This is a genomic window from Clostridium sp. CTA-5, assembly GCF_054768135.1.
The window spans coordinates 283308-307728 of sequence record NZ_BAAAAT010000003.1 but is presented as its reverse complement, the minus strand read 5'-3'; the positions used below and the strand labels follow the sequence as shown (position 1 = coordinate 307728).

The following is a 24421-nucleotide window of genomic DNA, read 5'->3' as shown; positions in this document are numbered from 1 at the left end:
AAAATATTAAGGCATCTATGAAAAATCAAATTAGATTTTCATAGATGTCTTTTTAATATGTGTTATATATAAATAATTATTTTTTCTTACTATTTTTACACTCTTTACAAACACCCTTAAGAACAATATCAATATTGTGTTCCATTAATGTAAATCCTGTTTTACTTTGTACCATTTCCTCTATTTGAGTCATAGGACATGGAATTTCAACTTTTCTATGACATATATCACATTGTAAAAGATGCATATGCGTTTTTTTCTTAAGCTTATAAGAAAATACACCATCTTCAAGTACTATTTTATCAATAATATTTTTTTCTTCAAATAATTCTAATGTTCTATAAATAGTACTTAAATTTATATCTATATTATTTTTCTTTAATATTTGGTATATTTTCTCCGCACTTAAACTAAACTCATAACTCTTTAATATGTTTAACATTTCAACTCTTGCTTTAGTAATTTTTATCCCATTTGTTCTTAAAAAATCTTTTAACTCCATTGATATATCCCCTAACAACTATAATATCATATATTATAGCATATATGATATTATCTCAGTTAGGCACCTAAAAGAAAATACTAAACCAAATACATTTTTTAATTAAAAAAATATTATTTTAGCTCCAAATAATACTAAAAACATTCCACCTAAAAAATTAGCATATCTATTAATAAAATTATTTTTTTTTATATATCTACAAACAAAAAATCCTGTTGTACACATAAACATTGCTATTAATCCCATTAATAATGAATAAAGAAATAAAAGTGTATTTGTTCCTAAATGATGAAAATTAGTAAAACCTATTACAAGCGCATCTATGCTAACTGATATTCCAAGAATTATGCATGTACTATTTTTTATTAAAAAACTGCTATCTTCATTTTTAAATCCATCAATTATCATTAATAATCCTATTATTCCCATTATTATTCCACCAGCAAAAGAAGAGATACTTACAACATATGTATCAAACAAATATCCTAATATACCTCCAATATAGCTAAACAAAAACTGAAAAATTGTAAAAGAGAATATAAACTTAATCTTATTTACTTTTTTAAGTAATGGGTTAACTCCTATTCCCAATGTTACTCCTAAAGCATCCATTGCTAAAGCAATTCCTATTAATATAGCTCCACTTAAACTCATACATATCACTTTCCAATCTATTAATTATTATAATGCTTATATTAATAATAATTATGAAACTGAAAATATATGCAGAAATAATTAAAAAATTTAAATTATGTGTAAAAAATTTAAAAAAACTCTTTATTAAATACATTTTTTATTGTATATTATTAAATAGAGTATGATTAATGCCTAAATAGTATATCACATTTAAACTAATAGGTTTAAAAAGGAGCGTTTTTAATGTCAAATTGTATCATAGCACAATCAGGAGGTCCTACATCTGTAATTAATTCTAGTGTAGTTGGCCTAATAAACGGAAATAAAAAACTTAAAGCCTTTGATAAAGTATATGGTGGATTAAATGGTATCGAAGGAATTTTAAATAAAAATATAATAGATCTTTCATCAATTGATGAAAATCATATACAAAATTTTAGATATACGCCATCCTCAGGATTAGGTTCTTGTAGATATAAATTAAAAAATTCAAAAGATTCTTCAGAAGAATATGAAAGATTAATGCAAATACTAAAAGAATATGATATAACATCATTTTTCTATGTTGGCGGAAATGATTCTATGGATACTACTGCTAAGCTTTCAGAATATGCAAAAAAGAATAATATAGATATAACATTTATAGGTATTCCTAAAACCATTGATAATGATTTAGTATATACTGATCATACACCTGGATTTGGTAGTGCAGCAAAATTTATTACTACATCTGTATTAGAAACTTATTTAGATTCATCAGTTTATGTTAATAATGGTATCTTTATATTAGAAACTATGGGAAGAGATACTGGATGGTTAGCTGCTTCTGCTTGTATTGCTAGAATTAATAATAAACCTGTAGCTGATTTTATATACCTTCCTGAATCTATATTCGATGAAGAAAAATTTCTTAAAGATGTTAAAGAAAAATTTGATAAGCAAAATAAAGTTTATATTGTTGTCTCAGAAGGAATAAAAAATAAAGACGGTAAATTTGTATCTGAATTTGAATGTATTTCAAATGATAAGTTCGGACATGCTCAATTAGGCGGGGTTGGAGAATACCTTAGAGAAATAATACTTAAATCTGGTATTACTACAAGAGTAAAGGCCTTAGAACTTGGAATTCTTCAAAGATGTGCTATGCACTGTGCTTCTGGTCGAGATTTAGAAGAAGCTCATAAAGTCGGATATTTAGCTTTAGAATATGCACTACAAGGTGAAACTGGTAAAATGGTAGCTATAAAAAGAGAAGAGGGAACTCAATATGAAGCCTCTTACTTTTTAGTAGATGCAAATAAAATAGCAAATAATGTAAGATATTTCCCTGTCGAATGGATTAATGAAGAAGGTAACTTTGTAAACCAAGAAGCTTTCTCTTATTTTGAACCATTAATAGAAGGTATTCCTACTTTAAACTTGGAAAATAATTTACCAAAGTATAAAGTTTTCAATAATTAACCAAAATAAAAAATAGGGGCTCTTTAGTTTTTCTATGAGGCCCCTAACCACATCATTTCAACTTTCCTGAAACAATATCTTCTATTGCATTTAAAAACAAATCTACTTCTTTTACAGTATTATATGGTGCAAAACTTACTCTTATCATTCCAGGCATTTTTTTATTATAATCTTCTAAGAAACACTTTGCTTCTTCTTCGCTTACATTCATTAATCTTCTACAGTATGGATGTGCACAGAACCATCCATGTCTTACAGAAATTCCTCTTTTCTTAGCTAATATTTCTGCTACATCCCTATGATAGAATCCATCTATATTAAATACTGCTATTCCTAGTCTATCATAAATATTTATAGTATCTCCATAGTTTATCACTTTAGGGATGCTTGCTAAACCTTGTAATATTCTCTTTAAAAGAATTTTCTCATGCTCTTCTATAAAAGAATATTGAATAGTTCTTACAATTTTAAGAGAATTAATTAAAGCCATAACTCCCAAAAAATTTGGTGTTCCTGCTTCATTTTTTTCAGGTGGTTCAAGATACTTAACTTCATTATCTAAAACTAATTCAACAGTTCCTCCTCCTAAATAATCTGGTAAAGAATTTTTAAACTCCTCCTTAAGACCTATTATTACTCCTATTCCAAATGGTGAATATATTTTATGAGAAGAAAATACTAAGAAATCAATTTTTTCTTCTTCACAGCTTCCACTAATATTAATTTCTTTATGAGCTACAAGTTGTGCAGCATCCACTATTAATCTAGCTTCATACTTATGAACAATTTTAGCTATTTTATGAATATCATTAATATATCCAGTTACATTAGAAGCTCCTGTTAAAGATACATATCTTATTTTTCCTAAACTATTACTTAATTTTTCTTCTAGTTCTTCAAAATTAAGTCTTCCCTCTTTATCAATTTCAATATACTCTACTTTCCCTCTTTTTCTCCATGGTAAATCATTAGAATGATGTTCCATTCTTGAAATAAGCACTATTTCATCATCATTTTTAGTTAAAGTTTTAGCTAATTTATTTATACCTTCAGTCGTATTATTTACATAAATTACGGTATATTTATCTCTATCCTTTATGTGGAAAAAATCCATTAAAAAACTCTTTGATTCATAATAAAGTTGAGTTGTTATTTCTGCCTTTTGACCAGTACCTCTTCCTATAGATGCATAAGTTTTACTAAATCCTTTTATATATGGAAAGGTTGATTTAAAAACAGGAGTTGTAGCTGCGTTATCAAAGTTTATAGAATCTATACGATGCCCATTATAATCGTATACTTTTTCATCTATTCCAAAAAACAAATCCCTAATCTCTTTATAATCCCTTAACTTCATATACATCTCCTCCAATATATCCTATTCAATTTTCTTATTTATTGTGCCATCATTAATACATTCTTAAACAATGTACATAATTGAATTATTATTTGCTTTAATGCGCCTAGTGTAATATATATTTGTATTCATTCATATTATAAAATGTAACAAATAATTCTTTATATTCATATATTTATAAGGAAATATAAGGAGGTAATATAATAATGAAACCTGATCAAAAATATATGTCTGAATCTTATTCTGATTCTAAAAATACTTATGATATAAACTTTTTTCCATTAAAAACAGATTTAAATTTTAATTATGACTTATCACTTACAACACCCTTAAATAATTTTAATAAGTCACTTTTTAATAATAATATTCCTTTTTATTTTAGAAATGATACAATTTTTAATTCTAATGAACAGTTTAACAATAAACAATACTCAGAATTGTTTCCTTCTGAAACTGTAGGTTCTGAATTACATTCATATTATAATGAATTAAATGCTAATATGTCTAATAACAATAATAATCTTTTTAATACTAATAATCCTAATACCAATACATCTAATACTAATAACCCTAATATTAACAATAATATCAAAAGAATATTAACTCCTGATGAAATCTTAAGAAGTTTTGATCTTGATCTTGATGAAAGCATGGATTTAGAAAGAAATTGCTGTGATAATGATATTAATAAAATTTATGCTAAAATTGAAAAGGAAAATCCAGCTATAATAAATACACTATCTTCTTATAATGTTCCTTCTCCAATTTCAAGACTTATTATTAAAAGGATAATTAAATTATCACTAAAATATTGTAATAAGGAGTAGTGATCTATATGTTTTTATTTAGAAGTTCATTACCAGATTTAAAAGCTAATATTAGATTTATCCATACTGTACCTAATGCACCTAATGTAGATATCTATTCAGATGGAAATTTACTTCACCAAAATCTCGCTTTTGGACAAGTTACTAAATATGTAACACTTCCAACAGGTAAACATGATATACAATTATTTAAAACCTCTACAAAAGATACTCCTATAATGTCAAAATCTATAGAATTATTACCTAACTCCTTTACTACTGCTAATGTAGTTTTGGAGAATAATAAAGTAAATTTTTTTACTTTAGATGATACAGATTGTAATTGTAACTATAATCAATTTTTGTCGTATGTAAGATTTATTAATCTTTCTCCTGACTCTCCTGTATTATCTTTAGGTTTACCAAATGGACCTATATTATTTAATGAAGCTAGTTATTTAGAAACTAATAACTACTATCCTCTTTCTCCAGGAATATATAATTTTGTTGTATCATCTGGTATGGGTAATTTCAATAAATTTATAAATGCAATTAATTTAAAAAGTGATATGTCTATTACAATATATATTGTTGGAATGATGAAAGGGTCTCCTGACATTGGGTATATACTTGTTAAAGATAATATTAATAAGAAAGGCAAATAAAATAATATTATTGTAGCTTTTTAAGTTATTTTAATAATGTGCAATTAATAATGAAAGTTTATTAAACCTTTCTTCTATTCATTAATTGTACATTATTAATCTTAATTACATATAATTTTAGGCACATTCAAAAAATAATAGATCAAAGAAGCTTTGTCTATTATTTTTTGAATGTGCCTTATTAATTTATACTTTTAGCATCGCTAAAATCTTCTTAAATAGAATAGGCTTTATAGTTTCTATATCTGTTGGTTCTTCAAATACAATTGTAGTAAAACATACACTTCCTACTAATTCAATTATCATGAATAATGTCATTTCAGCTTCTTCTCTGCTCATTCCTTGTTTAGTTAAATTATTTATAAAAATTTCTATTACCATTCTCCCATTTTCATATTCTTCTTGTCTCATTATAGTTTTTCTATATAATCCCCACGATATATTTTTATTTATAAGTTTAAGAAGTAATATATTATTCTTTAAAGCATTTATAACATAATCTATAAAAAACAATACTCTCTCACCAAAATCATCAATAGATGTACTAACTGTTGCGTTTAACGCTTCATTGAATATCTTATTACTCTTCTTTAATATAAGTTTATTTAATAAATCATATTTATCTTTAAAATAAAGATAAAACGTACCTTTAGCAACACCTGCTTTATTTACAATATCATTTATAGCTGTCTTTTCTATTCCTTGATTAAGAAATAAATCATATCCTGCTGAAAACAATTGTTTTTCTTTCATTTGCTTTTTTTTGGTAACCCTATCAACCTTTTTATCATCTAAGTTCATTTTTATTCCTCCATATATGATGCCTTAAATTGATATACATATTATAAAATAGTATAATCATATAAGGTATGTGAACTTTCCACCATATTCTTATATATATACATATGTTCTAATTAAGTTAATACATTTATAATCTTTTATATAATTTTTATAGAAAATTATATCTTTAATTAACACTTTCTAGTTAGAAGTATATATATCATAAATTTTCTATATAAGTTCCTAACTACAGTCGTGAGTCATAATATTTATAAATATTCTAAGATTCATATTAATGAACAAACTTTATTGGAACTTATATATATTCAATTATAACAATAAAACGTTGGAGGATAAATAATGATTGTTTTAAGTTGCAAAGATATAAGTAAAAGTTATGGAATAAATGATATTTTAAAAGATGTAAACTTTTCCGTTAATGAGGGGGATAAAGTAGGTATAATTGGTTCAAATGGGGAAGGGAAATCAACTCTATTTAAAATACTTTCAAAAGAAATCCTTCAAGATAGTGGTGAAATTTTTATAGATAAAAATAAGTCTTTAGGATACTTATCTCAACATTTAGATTTAAATTCTGATAATAGTATCTATGATGAAATGTTAAAAGTTTTTGATGACCTTATACAGTTAGAAAATAAAATTTCTAAACTTCAAATAAAAATGAGTGAACCTTATGATGCAAATAATGCTAGTTATCATGAAAAAATTATAAAAGATTATACTACTGCTCAAGATTTATATGAAAATAGAGGCGGTTATACTTATAAAGGTGAAATATCTCGTATTGTTAAAGGGTTGGGATTTGATGAAAGTGATTTTGATAAATCAATCTCTACATTAAGTGGTGGCCAAAAAACAAGAGTAGCACTTTGTAAACTCCTACTTTTAAAACCTGATATATTATTACTTGACGAGCCTACAAATCACTTAGATTTAGATGCCATAGAATGGCTTGAGGAATATTTAAAAGCTTATAAGGGGAGTGTTTTAGTTATATCACATGATAGATTCTTTTTAGATTCTGTTACTAATATAACTTTCCAAGTTATAAACGGACATGTAAATACTTATAACGCTTCTTATACTAAATATTTAGAATTAAAAGAAAAAGATTATGAAACTAAATTAAAGGCTTATAATCTTCAACAATCTGAAATTAAAAGACAAGAAGCAATTATAGAAAAATTTAGATCTTTTAATAGAGAAAAGAGTATTAAAGCTGCTGAAAGTAGAGAAAAAGCTCTTGATAAGATGGAATTAATAGATGCTCCAGATAAAGAAAAGTCAGCATCAAAAATAAATTTTCAAACTTCTGTAAAAAGTGGATATGATGTATTGCATGTTGAAAATTTATCAAAAAGTTATGGTAAAAAAACCTTATTTTCTAATTTATCATTTGATCTAAAACGTGGTGAAAAACTTGCATTGATTGGTGAAAATGGTCGTGGTAAAACAACTTTGTTTAATATAATAATGGATAAAATAAAGAGCGATACTGGTATAAAAGTATTAGGTGCCAATGTAAATGTTGGATATTATGATCAAGAACAATCTGATCTTAATATGGATAAAACTATAATAGATGAAGTTTGGGACGATTTTCCCGAATTAACTACAACAGAAATAAGAAATATTCTTGCTTCATTTCTATTTATCGGTGATGATGTTTTTAAAACAATTGATAAATTAAGCGGTGGAGAAAAATGTAGAATAAATCTATTAAAACTAATGTTATCAAAATCTAATTTACTTCTTTTAGATGAGCCTACTAACCATTTAGATATACCATCTAGAGAAGCTCTTGAAGAAGCCATATTAACTTATGATGGTACATTAGTCGTAATTTCTCATGATAGATACTTTTTAAATAAAGTAATTAATCGAATATTAGAGCTTACTGAAACTGGTGTAGTTGATTATTTAGGTAATTATAGTTATTATAATGAAAAGAAAAAAAATCCATTAAGATTTGAACATTATACTGAATCAAATTCTAATAAAACCAAAACTCAAATAAATGAAGAGAAAAAGAAAAAAAGAGCCTTAGATAAAGAACTTAAAGCTCATAAAAATAAAATAAAAACTCTTGAAGATACCATAAGTAAAAATGAAGAAGATTTACTAAAACTCCAAGAAGAATTATGTAAAGAAGAAATTTATTCTGTTCCTTCAGAAAGTGAAAGAGTTAATAAAGAAATCAAAGAAAAAGAAAAGATTATTGAAGAACTTTATGAAGAATGGGAAGAATTATCTAGTATATAAATACTATCTTGAATTATAAGTTCTTAGCCTCAGGTAAACAATAAAATTTAACCTAAAGCTAAGAACTATTTTTTTATCCTGCTATGTTGATATTTTAGTATAAAAGTATGTTATCTAATTCCAGATGATCCAAAACCATTTGCACTTCTTTCAGTATTACTTAATTCATTAGACTCTATTACATTTACTTTAAATACAGGTTTTATAACCATTTGGGCTATTTTCATTCCTTCTTCAACCTTAAAAACTTCATTACTATGATTTATTAAAATAACTCCTATTTCTCCTCTATATCCTTCATCTATAGTTCCTGGAGAATTTAAAGTTGTTATTCCATTTTTTAATGCCAATCCACTTCTTGGTCTTATCTGTGCTTCTGTATTCTTTGGAAGTTCTATTTGTATTCCTGTATGTATTAGAGCTCTTTCTCCAGGAGATAGCATAATCTCATCTACTGAATATAAATCTAAACCTGCATCTCCTTCATGTGCATAGTTAGGTATTATTGCTTTATCGTTAATTCTTTTTATTTTCAATGTATATTTATCCATTTTTCCACCTGCTTTAATATAAGTTTTAGGCATATTAAAGAAAATAATAAACCAAATATGCAAACATACTAATTTATTATTTTTTTAATATAACTTATTTGATTATAGATTATTATTAAATAAATATCAAAAAAAGATTGATGAATTTTTATTAATTATTATAAATCTTTTTTCTATAAGACACATGAAATAAAATAATAGACCAAAGAGACATTGTATATTCTGTGTCAGACAAGGAAGCAAGTTCAGTTAATAGCTAGCATTAGCTAAATTTACTTACAAAATAGACGAGCTTACTGGTCTATTATTTTTTGAATGTGCCTAATGCTATTTTTAAGTGAATGTTACTATTGTCATATAAGAGTGCACTGACATTAGAATTTGCTTTTTAAACTATAGCCTTCTATAACTATTATTTAATTTTACTTATTGAAGACTGTTTTAAATTATTTACTATCATTATGCTGTCCTCAGTATTATCACTACTTATACAAACCTCATTCCATTTAATATATTTGGGTTTTTGAAAATAATTTTTATTTACAATTTCTATAATTCTATAACATCCTTCAGATAAATTATTAAATATAGCTTTTCCTGATTTATCAGTCAAACAAGATTTAATAAAAACTGGGCATACTCCATTTAATCTATAAATATTTATCTTAGCACCCTCTAAATAAGTTTTTTCCTGTCCACAATTTAATATTGATACAACAACTATTTTCCCTCTAATATGTTGTGAACAAGATTCATTCTGATAATTTAATCTATTTTTTTTCATATTTGATGTATAATGATTAGAAGAATCTTCATTAATGGTATCAAATTTATTATTAAAATCATCTTTTTGATTATTAATACAATCGTTCATTTTTTCCTTATAATCTGTAATAAAATCATCCATGTCACATTCCATATCAATCTTATTATTACTTCTTAAATCATCATTTATAGTTTCAAATATACAAGTATTATCGTCACTACCATAACACTTTATTTTGGGGTCAGACGTTGATAAATTTGCATGAATATTATTACTAATGCAGTTATTAACACTACAATCGTTATTCATATCATTATCCATAAAAAAATTCCTTTCATTACATTTTCTATACATTAATAAAGTATGATTTAAAAATATTTTATGTGCTTATGAGTTTTATATTAAGGCATATGAAAAAATAACAAGTTCAAAATGCTATAATTATTTTTCATTAGACAATGAAGTAGATTAGTCTCATAGCGAGCTTCTTAGGCAAATCTACTGACACAGTATAATAGAAAATAGGCTTTGCAGATGAACTTGTTATTTTGTTGATTATGCCTAAAAAGCAATTAACAAAATAATGATATTGATAATTGACCAAAATATTTTATTAAATGAAGATCTTCATTAGTAAATTCTTTTTCGTTAACAGAAATAGAAATATACATCAAAGCAACTATATTTCCATTAAATATAAGTGGAGTTATACATAATGATTTCCAGTCAGGTATTCCAAAAGATTCATTCATATATACATTATTCCAATCAATTAAACATAAATCACTATTATTATTTATGCTTTCTTTTATTAAATCCCAATTAAAATCTTTTATATCACAAGTACCTTGCTCATATCTTTTTTTATTATATGCTTTTGAAATCTTATTATCTCGTATTATAAAAATAGACGCATATTCAGATTCTGTTATTTGAATTATTCTGGAAAGAAAATAATAAATTTTTTCTTCAATATTAGAATTTATTTTTATCATCTCCATTATGTCCCTTGTAACTAACTTTAGATTATCATCTTTGGTATAGTTTGATTGAAATATTCTATTTATTCTATTATTTGAATCATTTGATTTATTGATTGATATTAAATTTTCACACCATATAGTTGATTTATTTTTTCCTTCAGCTTTAGATGTATATAATGCTTGGTCAGCTAAGTTGATAAGTTCTTCTGGATTAGAAGAATGTTTTAAGTATACAGATATTCCTAAGCTAATAGTGACTTTTCTCTTATCTCCTAAAATTTTAGCACTTTCTACTTGTTGTCTAATTTCTTCTGCTAAATTATAAGTAGATTCTTCTCCTCTATTAGGTAACAACAATATAAATTCTTCTCCTCCATATCTTACAAATATATCCTTTTTAGATAAGCATTTCTTAACTTCCTTTGTTATTTTCACTAATACATCATCTCCAGTTTGATGTCCATATCTATCATTTACACCTTTAAAATCATCAATATCAAAAATTATTAGTGAAAATTTTTTATTTTTTTCATGTGAATAATCTACCAAATCACGAAGGGATGTTTCTAAATACTTCCTGTTATATACTCCTGTAAGTTTATCCAATGTAGAATTTATTCTAAGTTTATACTGATCTAATAAAAAAATTATAAATGGTATAGCCTTTTCTACTTTCTTCTTAGATTCTCTATTTATATAATTAATAGCATTATCTGATATTAAAATAAGCTTTCCATTAACTCTTTCATTACTATTAATTAACTTACCTTTATTACTAAATTTAATATGCATACAAGCTTTCATTTGATTGTATGAAATTATATCATTTATTCTATTAACTCTACTATCATTATTAGATATAACTAATACATCTTGTGTTGAGTCTACTTTTAAAGAAAAATATTTTTGAATCTCATTTTTATCACTTATTCTATATTCACATATTACTTCATTTTCTCCAAAATTATTTTCCATAACTATCATCGCTTTATTAGCTAAAGTCATTCTTGCAAAATATTTTAAAATAGTTTCTAAGTTTTTTATTATATCACTAGAAAAATTTTCTAATATTTCATCTATATCTATTACATAATTGTAATAACAGTTACTATAAAACTCTTGCATTAGACTAAAGAATTTTTTATTCTCTAGTATCTTATCAATTTTTAATCCCTCTAATAAATTTTCCATTTCTAAAATATTATTAATTCTTTCTATAAGTTTTAGTCCTATTCCAGTAGATATAATATTCTTTAAAACACTTATAAATTTATTATATACAATTAAAAAGTTACTATTATTTACATATAATAATTGATCTTTCTCTGGTAATGAATTAATAATATTTATAAACATATCTATAGATTCATAATAATAATTTATTGCTAATTCATAACATCCTAACTCGTCATACTTTTCACCTATAATTGAATATATGCTTGCTTTTATATTTTTGTTATTACCAAAAGATATTATCCTTAAAGCCTTATTAATTAATGTATTATAACAATTTTTGCATCTAAAATTTAATTCTAAATATATATATTCCATTTGAGTATCATAATCATTTGGATATTCTTTAAGATTTAAAAATAATTCTTTTGCTAAATCCTTATAACCCAAATCTAAAATACTCCTTATACTACCTATTAAAATTTCTGCTCTTACACATGTCTTTTTGATCTTTTTGACTTCATCTGTTAATAAATTAAATGCTTTTTTTATCTCATATTCATCATTAGATTTAAATATACGTATTTGATAATATTGACATCTAATTTTGTTATATTCAAAACTTTGGTAATCTAATATTATGTCATTTATATCTTCTAACTCTTTAAATGCTAATTCAAAATTATATACTAGACAATTATATAATGCTGATGTAGATTTTAAATTTACTATATCAAACTCTAATAAATTTACACTATTTTTCATTTCCATAATTAAATTATAGTAATTAGAAGCTAGTCTTAAATCTCCTAATTTACTATATGACCAGCAAAGAAAATTGCAAATTCTAAATATATATCTATCAAAATTATGTTCTTTTGCAATTTCTAAAGCATACAATAGTTCTTTTATAGAACTCTCATATTCTTTGTTTTCAATGTAAATTATAGCTATCTGTATTAAAGTTGACACTTCTTTTTTATATACCTTATATTTATTACTTACTTTATTAACTTCTAAAATATTTTTTAAAATATTTTTTATATCTTCACCACACTCTTTGTTTACTAGCTCATAATTAAGCTTAGCACTAACAATTCCTACATAATTATTTTCTATAGTAAATATACTCAAGGCTTCTTTCAATGTTTCTTTTACTTTTTTATTATATATACCCTGACTAATATAAATTTGACTAAATAATATCTTTGCACATGCATACACGCCTACGTTTATATTATTTTGGTCACAAATATTAAAAACTTTCTCTATATAATTCAAACATAATTTTTTGTCTCTTTCTATTCTAGCTAATAGTGATAATGAATAATAATAATACGCCTCTCCTTTAGGATATAGTGTTTTATTTAATAAATCTCTAACTACATCTAATGAATTATATAAATTTATATTTTTACATTCCTTAGCTTTTATTATTATCATTCTAAGTAAAGCATATATTTGTAATTCTTTTTCTTCACTATCTAATGCATAAATATTGGCTTTATTAAAATATTTATATGCTTCCTTTTCTTCTCCAACCTTTTCATTAAGTTTTGCAATACTAATTGAAATTCTACACTTACTTTTTCCTTTTGCATATTTTAACGCCTTTTTATAATAAGATATTGATTTAAATGTGTCTCCTAAAACATCAAATGCTTTTCCACATTGTAAACTATATTTTATTAATTTATCCCAATTCATAGCTTTTTCTAATTGATTTAAAAATTCATCTAAATATTCATCAGTATTACTTAAAACCTTTTCAAGAAATTCACAAGACTCATTATGCATTCTTAATTTTCTATTGTAATCTAATTTTGAATAAATTATTTTTTTAACTAAATCATTATAAAAATCTATTCGTATTCCACTATCACTTATTTTATCTATAAGAAATCCTTTTCGTTTTAAAGTATCGTATATTTTTCTTCTTTTCTTATCTAAAAACACATAAGAAAATATTAATGTTTCTGATAAAGCGCTTTTATATATACATAAACATTCTAAAACTTTAATCTCTTCAATACTTAAATCTAAAATTTTATTTTCTAATTTCTTTTCAATACTTTTTGGTACTACAATATCATGTATATCTACTTTACTCTTCCATACCCCCTCTTCTCTACATACATATATAGTTTCATCTTTATATAATTCTTTTATAGTTTCACTAATAAATTGAGGTTTACCTAAAGTTTCTTCATAAACTTTCATACAAAGTTCATCAATATTTCTATGAGAATTTAGCATACTTTTTACCATTTTGCTTGTATTATAATTGTTAAAATAATTGATTTTACATTCTTCATAATTTTCTAAACACACAAGTTCTTTTACAAATTTTAATATTTTAGGATCATATTTATCTTCATTTATAGAAAAAACTATCATTATATTTTCTAATTTATTTCCTAATAAACAAAAATATTTGAAAAATAATTTAAATAAATCTTTACTTTGATCTAAATCATCTAACAACATAATTAATGTAGTATTTAGAGTGTATTCATCTAAGAATTTACATACTCTATTTATTACTTGAAGAGTATTTTTATCATTAACTACTTCTTCACTAAACAACATATCTATAAATTTTTTTAAATACACACCATATTTATCCTTCAAAGTCTTGTCCAAATTATTATAAATAGTTTCTAACATTGAAACATATGAACTATTATTTTGTAAATTATCTATTAATAAATATGGTTTTTCTAATTTATTAGTAAAATATTTATTGATAATCTTATGTCTAATCTCTTTTAAAGTTTTAGTTTTACCAGTACCTTCTTCACCATTAAAAGATATAATTTTATATCTTAATTTATTTTCTAAAACTTGTTTAAAAGCTATTTCTACCTTTTTTATTTCATCTTCCATACCAATTATGTCCAAATCAGTTTCAACTTTATTTAATGCTTCAAAAACAAACATATTATAATTTTTATTTAAATCTTTATTTATATATTTAATAAAATCTGCTATTTTAGGCATTTTATTAAAAGAAACTATTTTTTCTATATAATTTGTACATTTAAATTCATATTCTAGTTCTTTTTCATCAAATAATAATTTAAATAAGTTTAGTATTTCTTTTATATTATCCTTAACTAATCCCTCTTGGTGTTGTCTTTCTAAATTATAAGGATATGATAATTTTTTCATATTCAATAAATTATTTGTACTAAATTTACTTATCTCATATTGTAATAAATTTTTTATTTTTATAGTTACTTCTTTATTTATTATTATATTTAAGTCCTTAATATTAATCTCATCAAATACATATCCTTTAATATTTAAGGTATTAACAGCTGCACATATTTCCATAAAAATATCTAATTTTTCATTAAATGTACACTTACTAATATAACTTTTAGTATCAATACTATAATCTATATATTCTGTAATATAACCATACTTTACTTTATCTAAGTTTATTCCATCAATATTTTTAATTACTTCTATATCAATTACTTTAACTACATTTTCAAAATTTAAATTTTTTATTGTTCTAAACTTACTTAATAAATATTCCCTACAGTTTTCATATTCAAAATCGTTCTGTAAAATATAAAAATTATATTTTTTATGATTAAATTTATTCCTAACTTTATATACTAAAAAATTTTCATCAGATTCTATGCAACTTTCAATTAAATATTTATTGTTTAAAGTTTTCAAACAATTTCACCTCTTTATCTCTTACCAATCTAAATACTTAAAACTACAAATTTATTTTTAATAAACTCTATTGTTAAATAATTCATAAACATTATAAATTTATATCACACCTAATTCCCGTTAATTGTAAAAGACTATTTATAAATGAGAATTTTTCTCCTCTATAAATAGTCTTATATAGCAACTTAATATTTATTCCAAAACGACCATTTTATTTATTTATTGTATATACTTGTAATTTTAACATTTACATTATTATAATTCAATACAAAAAAACATATAAATTATGCATAAATATTTTATAAACTTTAGTACATAATAGTTAATATATAAAAATATTTATGAAGGTGATTATATGAAAATTAAACTATTAAAAAAGTTAATTGTAGTATGTTTAGTATTAATATCTATAATTAATTTCTCTATACCAGTTAAATGTCAAGAAAATAATGAAAATCAAAAGGTAATCTATTTAACTTTTGATGACGGTCCTGCTGCTAAAATAACAGAAAACACATTAGATATATTGAAAAAAGAAAATGTACCGGCAACTTTCTTTTTAATTGGAGAGCAAATTAAAGGACAAGAAAACTTAATCAAGAGAATGTATTGTGAAGGGCATTCTTTAGGACTTCATAGTATGACTCATAAAAAAGGAAATCTTTATTGTTCAAATGAACAATTTTTAAAAGAAATGCTTGATACTCAAAAACTAATAGATTGCGTTGTAGGCATAAAGCCTGTTATTTTAAGATTCCCTTTTGGATGTAATAATAATTATTATAAAATTAATAATTCACTAATAGAATTACTTCATGAAAATAATTTAAAAATATATGATTGGAATGTAGATAGTGGCGATGGTGCTAATCATTGTGCAGCACCTAGTACTTTTATAAAAAAATCTAAGAGTGATAAGGATCGAGTTATCTTATTAATGCATTGTGGATATATGAATAAAAATTCTGTTAAAGCTTTACCTCAAGTAATTAAGTATTATAAGGATAATGGTTACGAATTTAAAGCAATTGATTCAGATACACCAGAAGAGTACCATATTATAAAAAAATAATTATTTAAGGCACATGAAATAAAATAATACATCAAAGAGGCGTTGTATATTTTGTGTCAGACAAGGAAGTAAATTTAGTTAATAGTGAGCTATTAGCTAAATTCGCTGATGCAGTATAACACAAAATATACGAGCATACTGGTCTATTATTTTTTTGAATGTGCCTAAAATATATTCTAAATTAATACAATAAAATTGCATACTTAAATTCTTTAATTGTATTTTAATAAATTTTTACTATATTTTCTTTATATTCTAAAAAAATTACAAAAAAGATTATCTCCAAAACATATTTATAAGTTTGAGATAATCTTTTTTATTAATTATATTTTAAATAAAATTTCTTTGTCCATGAGATTTATACTATAATGTTACTATTATTCTAAAATATACTTACCCTTAATAAAATCTAATTTTTTTATGCATATACATTATTTGTTGATACTGTTCTCTTTACTATTTTATAAATTATATATCCAACTATTCCATTTAATATTACTGTTGGAAGAACTACAGCTACAAATAATGCAGTAAAAGAAATTCCAGTTGGTAATCCTACTATTAACATTAATGAAACTAAAAATGTTATTCCACTAATAAATGTTCCTAAAATTAATAATATTATCATTTGTATATTCACATTAATTTTATCTCTTAATGGTAATAAAATTAAATACATAACGTTGCAAGTAACAAATTTATCTATAATATTCGGTAATTGTCCTCCAGGCATTTTAGTTGTAATTGCTGTAAAGATTCCAATTATTAATCCACATATTGTTATAGTTTTATACTCTTTATTAAAAATCATTATTATAAATAACATTGCTAATGCAAAATCCGGTTGCATTGGAAGTCCTAGCGCTGGTGTAATTTGATGTAATATTGCTCCTATTGCTATTAAAATTGAATTTGCTATCATTCTTTTTGTTTTCATTTTTAATTCCCCCTATTTTATACTTGTTAATATTATTTAGGTTATATATTCACTCTTTCACAACATAATTATCACACCCCACTAAAAAAATATATAAAAAAACTCCGTCCTATATAAATAGGACGGAGATTATCCGCGTTGCCACCTAAATTGCATAAAATGCCTCTCAATTCGATACTAACATATCTCATTCGCTATAACGTGCGACTTACGGCTAAACTACTCTCAAAAGATTTCATATCGCTTCTCAAAGGCCCATTCATCATTAGCATCAGTACTGAAATCTCACCATCTTCAGCTCTCTTCAACTTAGCACCTGACTACTATCCCTTATCTAAGAATTTATCTATCTAATTAGTATTTTAAATGACACATATTTAATTGTCAATATGTTTGTAATATATTTTTTCCAATCATATATTTTATTTTATCAAAGCTTTCTGGTTTACTGAAATAATATCCTTGAACAACATCACATAAAATACTCTGCAAATAATCTACTTGATTTTTAGATTCTACCCCTTCAGCAATTACTTGTATTCCTAGCTGATGAGATAATCTAATAATATTTTCAATAATACATTTACTTTTAAAATTATTATCTAAGTCTATGACAAAAGTTCTATCTATTTTTAATGCATCTATAGGAAGCTTAGTTAAATAATTTAATGATGAGTATCCTGTTCCAAAATCATCTAGGGCTATACTTATACCTAATTCTTTAATTTCATCAAGTATTTCCGCATTCTTTTCAAACGATTTCATAAGCATGCTCTCAGTAATTTCTACCTGAATATATTTCGGATTAACTCTATATTTATTTATCAAATTTTTAAGATCTGATATAACTACATCTTTCCTTAACTGCATCTCAGATAAATTTACTGCAATCTTAAAATTTTCATATCCATCATTTAATAAATTCCTTACTTTTCTAAAAACTTCTTCTAAAACAAAACTACCAATAGGGATTATCATTTTTGTATTTTCCGCTATGGGAATAAATTCTTCAGGGCTAACAAATCCAAATTCTTTACTTTTCCATCTAACTAAAGCTTCAAAACTACGTACTAATGAATCTTCTAATGTAACTTTAGGTTGAAACACAACATACATTTCTTTATTTTCAAGTGCAGTTCTTAGCCCTTTTTGAAGAGTATATAATCTATTTAATTCAAGTGACATACTATCATCAAAAAAATTATACTCGTTTTTCCCGTTACTTTTAGCCATGTACATTGCTGCATCTGAATTTTTTAAAAGAGCTTCAAAATCTAATCCATTGTATGGATATATAGAAACTCCTATACTTACGGTTAAATATATTTCTTTATTATCTATTAAAATAGGCCTATCAAAAGCTTTAACCATATCTTTACACAAAGTATTAACTTCATTTAAACTAGAGATATAAGGAATAAAAACTAAAAATGTATCTCCACTATATCTACATACCAAGTTTTCTTCTGAAAGCATTAATAAAATTTTATTCGCAATTTCTTTTAATGCTAAATCTCCAAATTCATGTCCAAAAGATTCATTAACATATTTAAAATTATCCAAATTAAGCATTAACATTGCACATTGTATCTTATTTTCACTATATTCATTAAAAAATTCAACTATTGCTTCTTTAAAATAATATGCATTGGGAAGATTAGTAATTCTGTCACGTTCAATTATTGATTTTATCTTCTCTTTAATAATTTCTTCCTCATATTGTGAAATATCAAAAAGTTCATCTTCTGAAGATATATTTTTCTTATCAAAGCAATAATGTGTTCCTACAAGATTATATCCATTACTTTGTTTTATAGATTTGCCCATAAAAACAAAATTTAAAATATTATTATCTTTATCTTTAATTCTATAATGATTAATTATATGTTCTTTTTTTTCATAAACTGATTTTAAGTCTTTATCAAATAACTCCTCTATCTTTTTTAAATCTCCTGGATATATTAAATTTAAAAATTGATTAACATTCTTGTTCTCGACTCTATAGTCACTTAAAAAGTCAACTATTTTATATTCAAATACTAATTCTTTTTTTAATGGATTCCAAAACATTGTTATTCCATTAACATTGAAACATTTAAATACATCCTTATAATTTAATTTTAAATTTTCTATATTCATAACTAAACAGTCCTTCACAAAATATTTAGTTTAGGCACATGAAACAAAATAATAGATCAAATAGACGAGCATACTGGTCTATTATTTTTTTGAATGTGCCTTAATTACTTTTCTTCTTGTGCTTTGCTGTCTTTTTTGTCATTCACTAATGATAAAACTAAAGCTGTAGTTGCTGCTAAAACGCCAAAAAGTTTTGCTGATTTTTTTAAATTCACTAAATATACGCCTCCTTATCTTAACTATACATTTAATCATTATATTTATGTCTTTTAAATTGATTTAAATTGATTTTGTTCCTTAATATATTTATATCCTGCACTCTTACATTTATTTATAATGTCCTCTTGTATAAGATTTAAATCATAACAAAGCGATTCTAATGAGTTATACTCATCTCTTAATTTCATATTGATAATACTAACCAATATATTAGAATCCATACTTTTTATGTCACCTATTATCATCTCTATCATCCTTTTTAATAATATAATTAATATGTCTATTATAATATTATACTTACAATTTTATAATTTTATAGTATTAAATTCAATTATTTTATATATATTCTAATTAAGTTAATACATTTATAATCTTTTATATAATTTTTATATTTTTAAATTAACAATTTCAACTTATAAGCATATATATATCATAAACTTTCTATATAAGTTCCTGACTATACTGATTAGTGATACCATTTATAAATATTATCAAATTTATCTTAATGGACAAAATTTATTTGGACTTATATATTTTATTAATTTAACATATAAAATATAATCATACTTTATAATAAAGTGGTTACCTACCCCTTTAATAAAGAATCAACTTAAATTTTTAAGCTTCAAAAATTTTATAATTTTCTTTACACTTAACAAAAGGATTGCCCGCTTTTAGACAATCCCCTTGTTTTATTCATCATAAATATCTAAAAACGAATATTTTTTATCGCCTTTTTGCCATCCTAATATAGAGTCCATACTTACATTTTGTGCTGCTCTAAATATAGATTTATCTACACCATCAAATGTTTCTTTTAATTGTTTAATTAAATCTTTTATTTCATATCTTTTATTACCAGTTCTCTCTGCTGCAACCATACATGCACAATTTAATGGAGCAATTCCTGAATTTTTTATAAATTTCTTTATATAATCTTCTTCGATATAATAAAGAGGTCTTATAAGTTCTAAATTTTCAAAATTTGCTGATTTAAGTTTAGGTAACATAGTTTTAAAATTACCTGAATATAAAATATTTAACATTGTAGTTTCTATGACATCATTATAATGATGTCCTAAAGCAAGTTTATTACAACCTAAATCTTGTGCCTTATTATAAAGTGACCCTCTTCTCATTCTAGCACATAAATAACAAGGATAGTCTTTCGCCATTTTATCAACTACATCAAATATTCCTGACTCATAAATTTTAACTGGTATATTTAAATATTCACAATTATCTAATAATAATTGTCTTATATGTGGATGATATCCTGGATCCATAGCTATAAATTCTACATCAAACTTAATTTGACCATGTTTTTGAAGTTCTTGAAATAATTTTGCCATTAAAATACTGTCTTTTCCCCCAGATATGGCAACAGCAACTTTATCCCCTTCTTCGATTAACTTATAGTCTTTAATAGCTTTAATAAACTTTGACCATATATGCTTTCTATAAGTTTTTACTATACTTCTTTCAATATCTTTTAATGGTTTTTTATCTTCGTCCGGTATAATTGTTGGACAACCTTTACCTGCAATTGTACTCATATTATAAACACCTCATTTTTCATAGTAATTATATCATCAATTTAAAGAATTTAAAATTAAATATTTAAATAACAATTTAAATATTTATCAATTATTTTTATTATAAATATTAGACAAATTTATATTATTTTATATTAATTAAACATATTGTTTTTATGTTCAAAATTTAACAATATTATAATATACAATGCTCTTTTACCATTAAAATTTATAATATCAAAAAATAAATTTCATATAATCCTATATTATTTTCTTATATATTAACATTATAGTCAAAATTAATCTTATTTATCTCATTAATACAGTTAAAAACTCGGTTTAATGAACTTTTCTAAAATGTTATACTTCATTTAAAATACATATTAAAATAAAAGTATAAAAAAATTTTTTAAGTTAGATAAATTTTTAACAATTTCTTATTGAATATTTTTATAAACATGATAAAATTACTAGTGTCGGTATTCTATTTTTATAGAAACTGAACGAAAAAATTTGGTATGTACATTTTTCTGAATTATATCCCTAAGAGGAATAAGAACGGAGGCAAATTAATGGAAAAAATTACTGTAAAATCAAAATTCTCAACTAGACAAATGGCAATGGTAGGAATGTTGTCTGCTATTTCAATTTTTTTAGGATTAACAGGATTAGGCTTTATTCCAATACCACCTGTTAAAGCAACTATAATGCATCTTCCAGTTATAATAGGAGCAATTATTGAAGGTCCTGTCGTTGGTGCTTTAGTTGGCTCTGTATTTGGATTATTTTCAATGTATCAAGCATTTACTACCCCATTACCAACATCATTTATATTTTGGAATCCTATAATTGCATTATTACCTAGAATTCTAATTGGTGTTGTATCATACTATGTATATGTATTTTGTAAAAAGTATTTTAAAAAGCAAAGTTTAAGTATAGGTATCTCAGCAATATTAGGTACACTAACTAATACAATCGGGGTTATGGGATTAACATATATTATTTATTTACAAAAATATGCCCAAGCTTTAGGTATTAGCACAACTGCTGCTAAAATAGGAATAGGTGGTGTAATTGTAACTAATGGTTCTATTGAAGCAATAGTAAGTGCTGCAATTTCAATTCCTGTAGTATTAACACTTATAAAAATTAAAAAAATGTAATAAACATAAAATTTATAAAAATAAATTTTATTATGATATATTAATGACCAATGATGTAAAATACATATATAATTTTACTATCATTGGTCATTTTATATATTTTTAAAAAAGAAAGGAGTATTAATTATGAATGAGATTAAATTTTGTGATATATATGGAATTAAACTTGGTCATGCAGAAAACAAAATAGGTGGAACTGGATGTTCAGTTGTAATCTGTGAATCTGGAGCGACTGCTGGTGTTGATGTGCGTGGTGGTTCTCCTGGGACTAGAGAAACTGATTTATTAAACCCAATGGAAATGGTAGATAAAATTCATGCTATAGTATTATCTGGTGGAAGTGCTTTTGGCTTAGATGCTTCAAGTGGAGTCATGGAATATTTAGAAAATAAAAATATAGGATTCGACGTAACTGTAGCAAAAGTACCAATAGTTTGTCAGGCAGTACTTTTTGATTTATCTTTTGGTGATCCTAAAATAAGACCAGATAAAAAAATGGGAATTGATGCATGTAAAAATTCTGAAATTTATAATGATGATATTAATGGAAACATAGGTGCTGGATTTGGTGCTACAGTAGGTAAATTTTTAGGGCCTCATACTGCGATGAAAGGCGGACTTGGAACATATGCTGTAAAAATAGGCGATCTTGTAGTAGGTGCTATTGTTGCTGTAAATTGTTTAGGTGATGTAATTAATCCAGAAAATTTAAATATAATTTCTGGAGCTTATGATAGAGAAAATAATACTTTTTTTAATACTGAAAATATTATTCTATCTAATTTAAATAATCCTAAAAATCCATTTAAAGGCAATACTACTATAGGAATTATCGTAACTAATGCTGATTTTACAAAAGCTGAAGCAAATAAGGTAGCTTCTATGGCTCATAATGGTTATGCTAGAACTATGCGTCCTGCTCATACAATGTTCGATGGCGATACTATATTTACAATGTGTACTAATAAAGTTAAATCTGATGTTACTACAGTTGGAATGATTGCAGCAAATGTTATGGAAAAAGCTATACTACGAGGGGTTAAATCTGCCAAATCTTTATTTGGAGTTCCTAGTTATTCAGAGATAAAAAATTTATAAAAACATAAAAAGAATAAATTTCCTTATCTATTCTTTTTTTACTTATATTCCTCACATTACATAGATTATAAATTTCACTATTGCACACAATAATAATGCAAAGCAGAAATGCTTAGCAAATAAAAATTATTAAATAAAGGAGGAATATATTATGGCAAATTCATTAGTACCAGAAGCAAAAAACGGGTTAGCAAAATTCAAAAATGAAGTAGCAAGCGAAATGGGTGTTCCATTCACTGATTACAATGGTAACCTTTCTTCTAAACAATGTGGAAGCGTTGGTGGAGAAATGGTAAAAAGAATGGTACAACAATACGAATCTGGCATAAAATAGTATTCTGACTGATGTACCAAAGGGAGAGATAGGTATACTATAATATTAATGAATTAATTGATCATTTCTTGTTTTACACATAGAATTATAAAAACTGAAAATTTTTCAGATAATAATAAATTCTTATTTAAAATAAGGGACATCAAGGATATTTATGAAATATTAAGTATCCTATCTCTTTCTTTTATTCTAATTAATCAATACAAGAAATTATTTATAGTAAAAACTACTCAAAATACCTAAATATTTTTAAGATAGTCTTTACATT

At 24.3% G+C, this 24421-nt stretch carries 19 protein-coding genes and 1 other annotated feature; of the genes, 8 read left to right on the top strand and 11 right to left on the bottom strand.

Features of this window, described 5'->3' with window-relative positions; genetic code table 11:
• Positions 1 to 76: 76 nt before the first annotated feature.
• Both ACYUET_RS09380 and ACYUET_RS09375 read right to left on the bottom strand, forming a co-directional pair.
• Entirely contained in the window at positions 77 to 502 is a 426-nt protein-coding gene (locus ACYUET_RS09380) for a Fur family transcriptional regulator (protein ID WP_460279056.1), read from the bottom strand.
• A 102-nt stretch (positions 503 to 604) separates the two neighbouring features.
• Positions 605 to 1156 carry a manganese efflux pump MntP gene (locus ACYUET_RS09375; protein ID WP_460279055.1) on the bottom strand — a complete coding sequence of 184 codons (552 nt, stop codon included), beginning with the start codon at positions 1154 to 1156 and terminating at the stop codon, positions 605 to 607.
• 225 nt (positions 1157 to 1381) lie between these two features.
• On the opposite strand from ACYUET_RS09375, the gene ACYUET_RS09370 reads away from it, so the two are divergent.
• A complete protein-coding gene (locus tag ACYUET_RS09370; RefSeq protein WP_460279054.1) occupies positions 1382 to 2599 on the top strand; it encodes a 6-phosphofructokinase in 1218 nt (405 codons plus the stop codon).
• Between the two features lie 52 nt (positions 2600 to 2651).
• Here ACYUET_RS09370 and ACYUET_RS09365 read toward each other — a convergent pair whose 3' ends face one another.
• A complete protein-coding gene (locus tag ACYUET_RS09365; RefSeq protein ID WP_460279053.1) occupies positions 2652 to 3956 on the bottom strand; it encodes an aminotransferase class V-fold PLP-dependent enzyme in 1305 nt (434 codons plus the stop codon).
• Positions 3957 to 4162: 206 nt separating this feature from the next.
• On the opposite strand from ACYUET_RS09365, the gene ACYUET_RS09360 reads away from it, so the two are divergent.
• Both ACYUET_RS09360 and ACYUET_RS09355 read left to right on the top strand, forming a co-directional pair.
• Positions 4163 to 4783 carry a hypothetical protein gene (locus ACYUET_RS09360; protein ID WP_460279052.1) on the top strand — a complete coding sequence of 207 codons (621 nt, stop codon included), beginning with the start codon at positions 4163 to 4165 and terminating at the stop codon, positions 4781 to 4783.
• Positions 4784 to 4791: 8 nt separating this feature from the next.
• Positions 4792 to 5427: a DUF4397 domain-containing protein gene (locus ACYUET_RS09355; RefSeq protein WP_460279051.1), complete on the top strand. Its 636-nt coding sequence runs from the start codon at positions 4792 to 4794 to the stop codon at positions 5425 to 5427.
• 186 nt (positions 5428 to 5613) lie between these two features.
• On the opposite strand, the gene ACYUET_RS09350 is transcribed toward ACYUET_RS09355, so the two are convergent.
• Positions 5614 to 6228 carry a TetR/AcrR family transcriptional regulator gene (locus ACYUET_RS09350; protein ID WP_460279050.1) on the bottom strand — a complete coding sequence of 205 codons (615 nt, stop codon included), beginning with the start codon at positions 6226 to 6228 and terminating at the stop codon, positions 5614 to 5616.
• Positions 6229 to 6567: 339 nt separating this feature from the next.
• Between ACYUET_RS09350 and abc-f the strand changes: the two genes are divergently transcribed.
• Complete coding sequence (abc-f, locus tag ACYUET_RS09345; protein WP_460279049.1) at positions 6568 to 8490, top strand: ribosomal protection-like ABC-F family protein; 1923 nt, start codon at positions 6568 to 6570, stop codon at positions 8488 to 8490.
• Between the two features lie 110 nt (positions 8491 to 8600).
• Here the strand turns inward: abc-f and dut are convergent, their stop codons facing one another.
• The 3 genes from dut to ACYUET_RS09330 all read right to left on the bottom strand — a co-directional run bounded on the left by dut (position 8601) and on the right by ACYUET_RS09330 (position 15653).
• On the bottom strand, positions 8601 to 9041 hold the full coding sequence (gene dut, locus ACYUET_RS09340) for a dUTP diphosphatase (RefSeq protein WP_460279048.1): 441 nt from the start codon (positions 9039 to 9041) through the stop codon (positions 8601 to 8603).
• Between the two features lie 412 nt (positions 9042 to 9453).
• Positions 9454 to 10128 (bottom strand): SpaA isopeptide-forming pilin-related protein, encoded by a 675-nt coding sequence (locus ACYUET_RS09335; RefSeq protein ID WP_460279047.1) that lies wholly within the window; start codon positions 10126 to 10128, stop codon positions 9454 to 9456.
• Positions 10129 to 10379: 251 nt separating this feature from the next.
• The gene (locus ACYUET_RS09330; protein WP_460279046.1) at positions 10380 to 15653 is read right to left on the bottom strand and encodes a diguanylate cyclase; all 5274 of its coding nucleotides are present in this window, start codon (positions 15651 to 15653) and stop codon (positions 10380 to 10382) included.
• 355 nt (positions 15654 to 16008) lie between these two features.
• Between ACYUET_RS09330 and ACYUET_RS09325 the strand changes: the two genes are divergently transcribed.
• Positions 16009 to 16725: a polysaccharide deacetylase family protein gene (locus ACYUET_RS09325; protein WP_460279045.1), complete on the top strand. Its 717-nt coding sequence runs from the start codon at positions 16009 to 16011 to the stop codon at positions 16723 to 16725.
• Between the two features lie 418 nt (positions 16726 to 17143).
• Here ACYUET_RS09325 and ACYUET_RS09320 read toward each other — a convergent pair whose 3' ends face one another.
• The 4 genes from ACYUET_RS09320 to ACYUET_RS09305 all read right to left on the bottom strand — a co-directional run bounded on the left by ACYUET_RS09320 (position 17144) and on the right by ACYUET_RS09305 (position 21576).
• Positions 17144 to 17662, bottom strand: a complete 519-nt coding sequence (locus ACYUET_RS09320; RefSeq protein ID WP_460279044.1) for a tryptophan transporter — start codon at positions 17660 to 17662, stop codon at positions 17144 to 17146.
• A gap of 115 nt (positions 17663 to 17777) precedes the next feature.
• Positions 17778 to 18008: a binding site (T-box leader), on the bottom strand.
• A gap of 38 nt (positions 18009 to 18046) precedes the next feature.
• Positions 18047 to 19801, bottom strand: coding sequence for a putative bifunctional diguanylate cyclase/phosphodiesterase (locus tag ACYUET_RS09315; RefSeq protein ID WP_460279043.1), 1755 nt, complete (start codon positions 19799 to 19801; stop codon positions 18047 to 18049).
• Positions 19802 to 20070: 269 nt separating this feature from the next.
• Positions 20071 to 20265, bottom strand: coding sequence for a DUF4250 domain-containing protein (locus ACYUET_RS09310; RefSeq protein ID WP_460279042.1), 195 nt, complete (start codon positions 20263 to 20265; stop codon positions 20071 to 20073).
• A 447-nt stretch (positions 20266 to 20712) separates the two neighbouring features.
• The gene (locus ACYUET_RS09305) at positions 20713 to 21576 is read right to left on the bottom strand and encodes a tRNA 2-thiocytidine biosynthesis TtcA family protein (protein ID WP_460279041.1); all 864 of its coding nucleotides are present in this window, start codon (positions 21574 to 21576) and stop codon (positions 20713 to 20715) included.
• 551 nt (positions 21577 to 22127) lie between these two features.
• Between ACYUET_RS09305 and ACYUET_RS09300 the strand changes: the two genes are divergently transcribed.
• From ACYUET_RS09300 to ACYUET_RS09290, 3 genes are all read left to right on the top strand, one after another.
• Positions 22128 to 22721, top strand: coding sequence for an ECF transporter S component (locus ACYUET_RS09300; protein ID WP_460279040.1), 594 nt, complete (start codon positions 22128 to 22130; stop codon positions 22719 to 22721).
• Positions 22722 to 22847: 126 nt separating this feature from the next.
• Positions 22848 to 23819 (top strand): P1 family peptidase, encoded by a 972-nt coding sequence (locus ACYUET_RS09295; RefSeq protein ID WP_460279039.1) that lies wholly within the window; start codon positions 22848 to 22850, stop codon positions 23817 to 23819.
• 151 nt (positions 23820 to 23970) lie between these two features.
• Complete coding sequence (locus ACYUET_RS09290; protein WP_460279038.1) at positions 23971 to 24153, top strand: alpha/beta-type small acid-soluble spore protein; 183 nt, start codon at positions 23971 to 23973, stop codon at positions 24151 to 24153.
• Positions 24154 to 24421 lie beyond the last annotated feature (268 nt).

What these genes read in the sequence shown, in the direction of transcription:
- ACYUET_RS09375 (WP_460279055.1), bottom strand. Translation starts at nt 1,156, where the DNA reads ATGAGTTTAAGTGGAGCTATATTAATAGGAATTGCTTTAGCAATGGAT.
- ACYUET_RS09360 (WP_460279052.1), top strand. Translation starts at nt 4,163, where the DNA reads ATGAAACCTGATCAAAAATATATGTCTGAATCTTATTCTGATTCTAAA.
- ACYUET_RS09305 (WP_460279041.1), bottom strand. Translation starts at nt 21,576, where the DNA reads ATGAGTACAATTGCAGGTAAAGGTTGTCCAACAATTATACCGGACGAA.
- ACYUET_RS09290 (WP_460279038.1), top strand. Translation starts at nt 23,971, where the DNA reads ATGGCAAATTCATTAGTACCAGAAGCAAAAAACGGGTTAGCAAAATTC.
- ACYUET_RS09300 (WP_460279040.1), top strand. Translation starts at nt 22,128, where the DNA reads ATGGAAAAAATTACTGTAAAATCAAAATTCTCAACTAGACAAATGGCA.
- ACYUET_RS09335 (WP_460279047.1), bottom strand. Translation starts at nt 10,128, where the DNA reads ATGGATAATGATATGAATAACGATTGTAGTGTTAATAACTGCATTAGT.
- ACYUET_RS09310 (WP_460279042.1), bottom strand. Translation starts at nt 20,265, where the DNA reads ATGATAATAGGTGACATAAAAAGTATGGATTCTAATATATTGGTTAGT.
- ACYUET_RS09320 (WP_460279044.1), bottom strand. Translation starts at nt 17,662, where the DNA reads ATGAAAACAAAAAGAATGATAGCAAATTCAATTTTAATAGCAATAGGA.
- ACYUET_RS09365 (WP_460279053.1), bottom strand. Translation starts at nt 3,956, where the DNA reads ATGAAGTTAAGGGATTATAAAGAGATTAGGGATTTGTTTTTTGGAATA.
- ACYUET_RS09295 (WP_460279039.1), top strand. Translation starts at nt 22,848, where the DNA reads ATGAATGAGATTAAATTTTGTGATATATATGGAATTAAACTTGGTCAT.
- ACYUET_RS09380 (WP_460279056.1), bottom strand. Translation starts at nt 502, where the DNA reads ATGGAGTTAAAAGATTTTTTAAGAACAAATGGGATAAAAATTACTAAA.
- ACYUET_RS09370 (WP_460279054.1), top strand. Translation starts at nt 1,382, where the DNA reads ATGTCAAATTGTATCATAGCACAATCAGGAGGTCCTACATCTGTAATT.
- abc-f (WP_460279049.1), top strand. Translation starts at nt 6,568, where the DNA reads ATGATTGTTTTAAGTTGCAAAGATATAAGTAAAAGTTATGGAATAAAT.
- ACYUET_RS09355 (WP_460279051.1), top strand. Translation starts at nt 4,792, where the DNA reads ATGTTTTTATTTAGAAGTTCATTACCAGATTTAAAAGCTAATATTAGA.
- ACYUET_RS09315 (WP_460279043.1), bottom strand. Translation starts at nt 19,801, where the DNA reads ATGAATATAGAAAATTTAAAATTAAATTATAAGGATGTATTTAAATGT.
- ACYUET_RS09325 (WP_460279045.1), top strand. Translation starts at nt 16,009, where the DNA reads ATGAAAATTAAACTATTAAAAAAGTTAATTGTAGTATGTTTAGTATTA.
- ACYUET_RS09350 (WP_460279050.1), bottom strand. Translation starts at nt 6,228, where the DNA reads ATGAACTTAGATGATAAAAAGGTTGATAGGGTTACCAAAAAAAAGCAA.
- dut (WP_460279048.1), bottom strand. Translation starts at nt 9,041, where the DNA reads ATGGATAAATATACATTGAAAATAAAAAGAATTAACGATAAAGCAATA.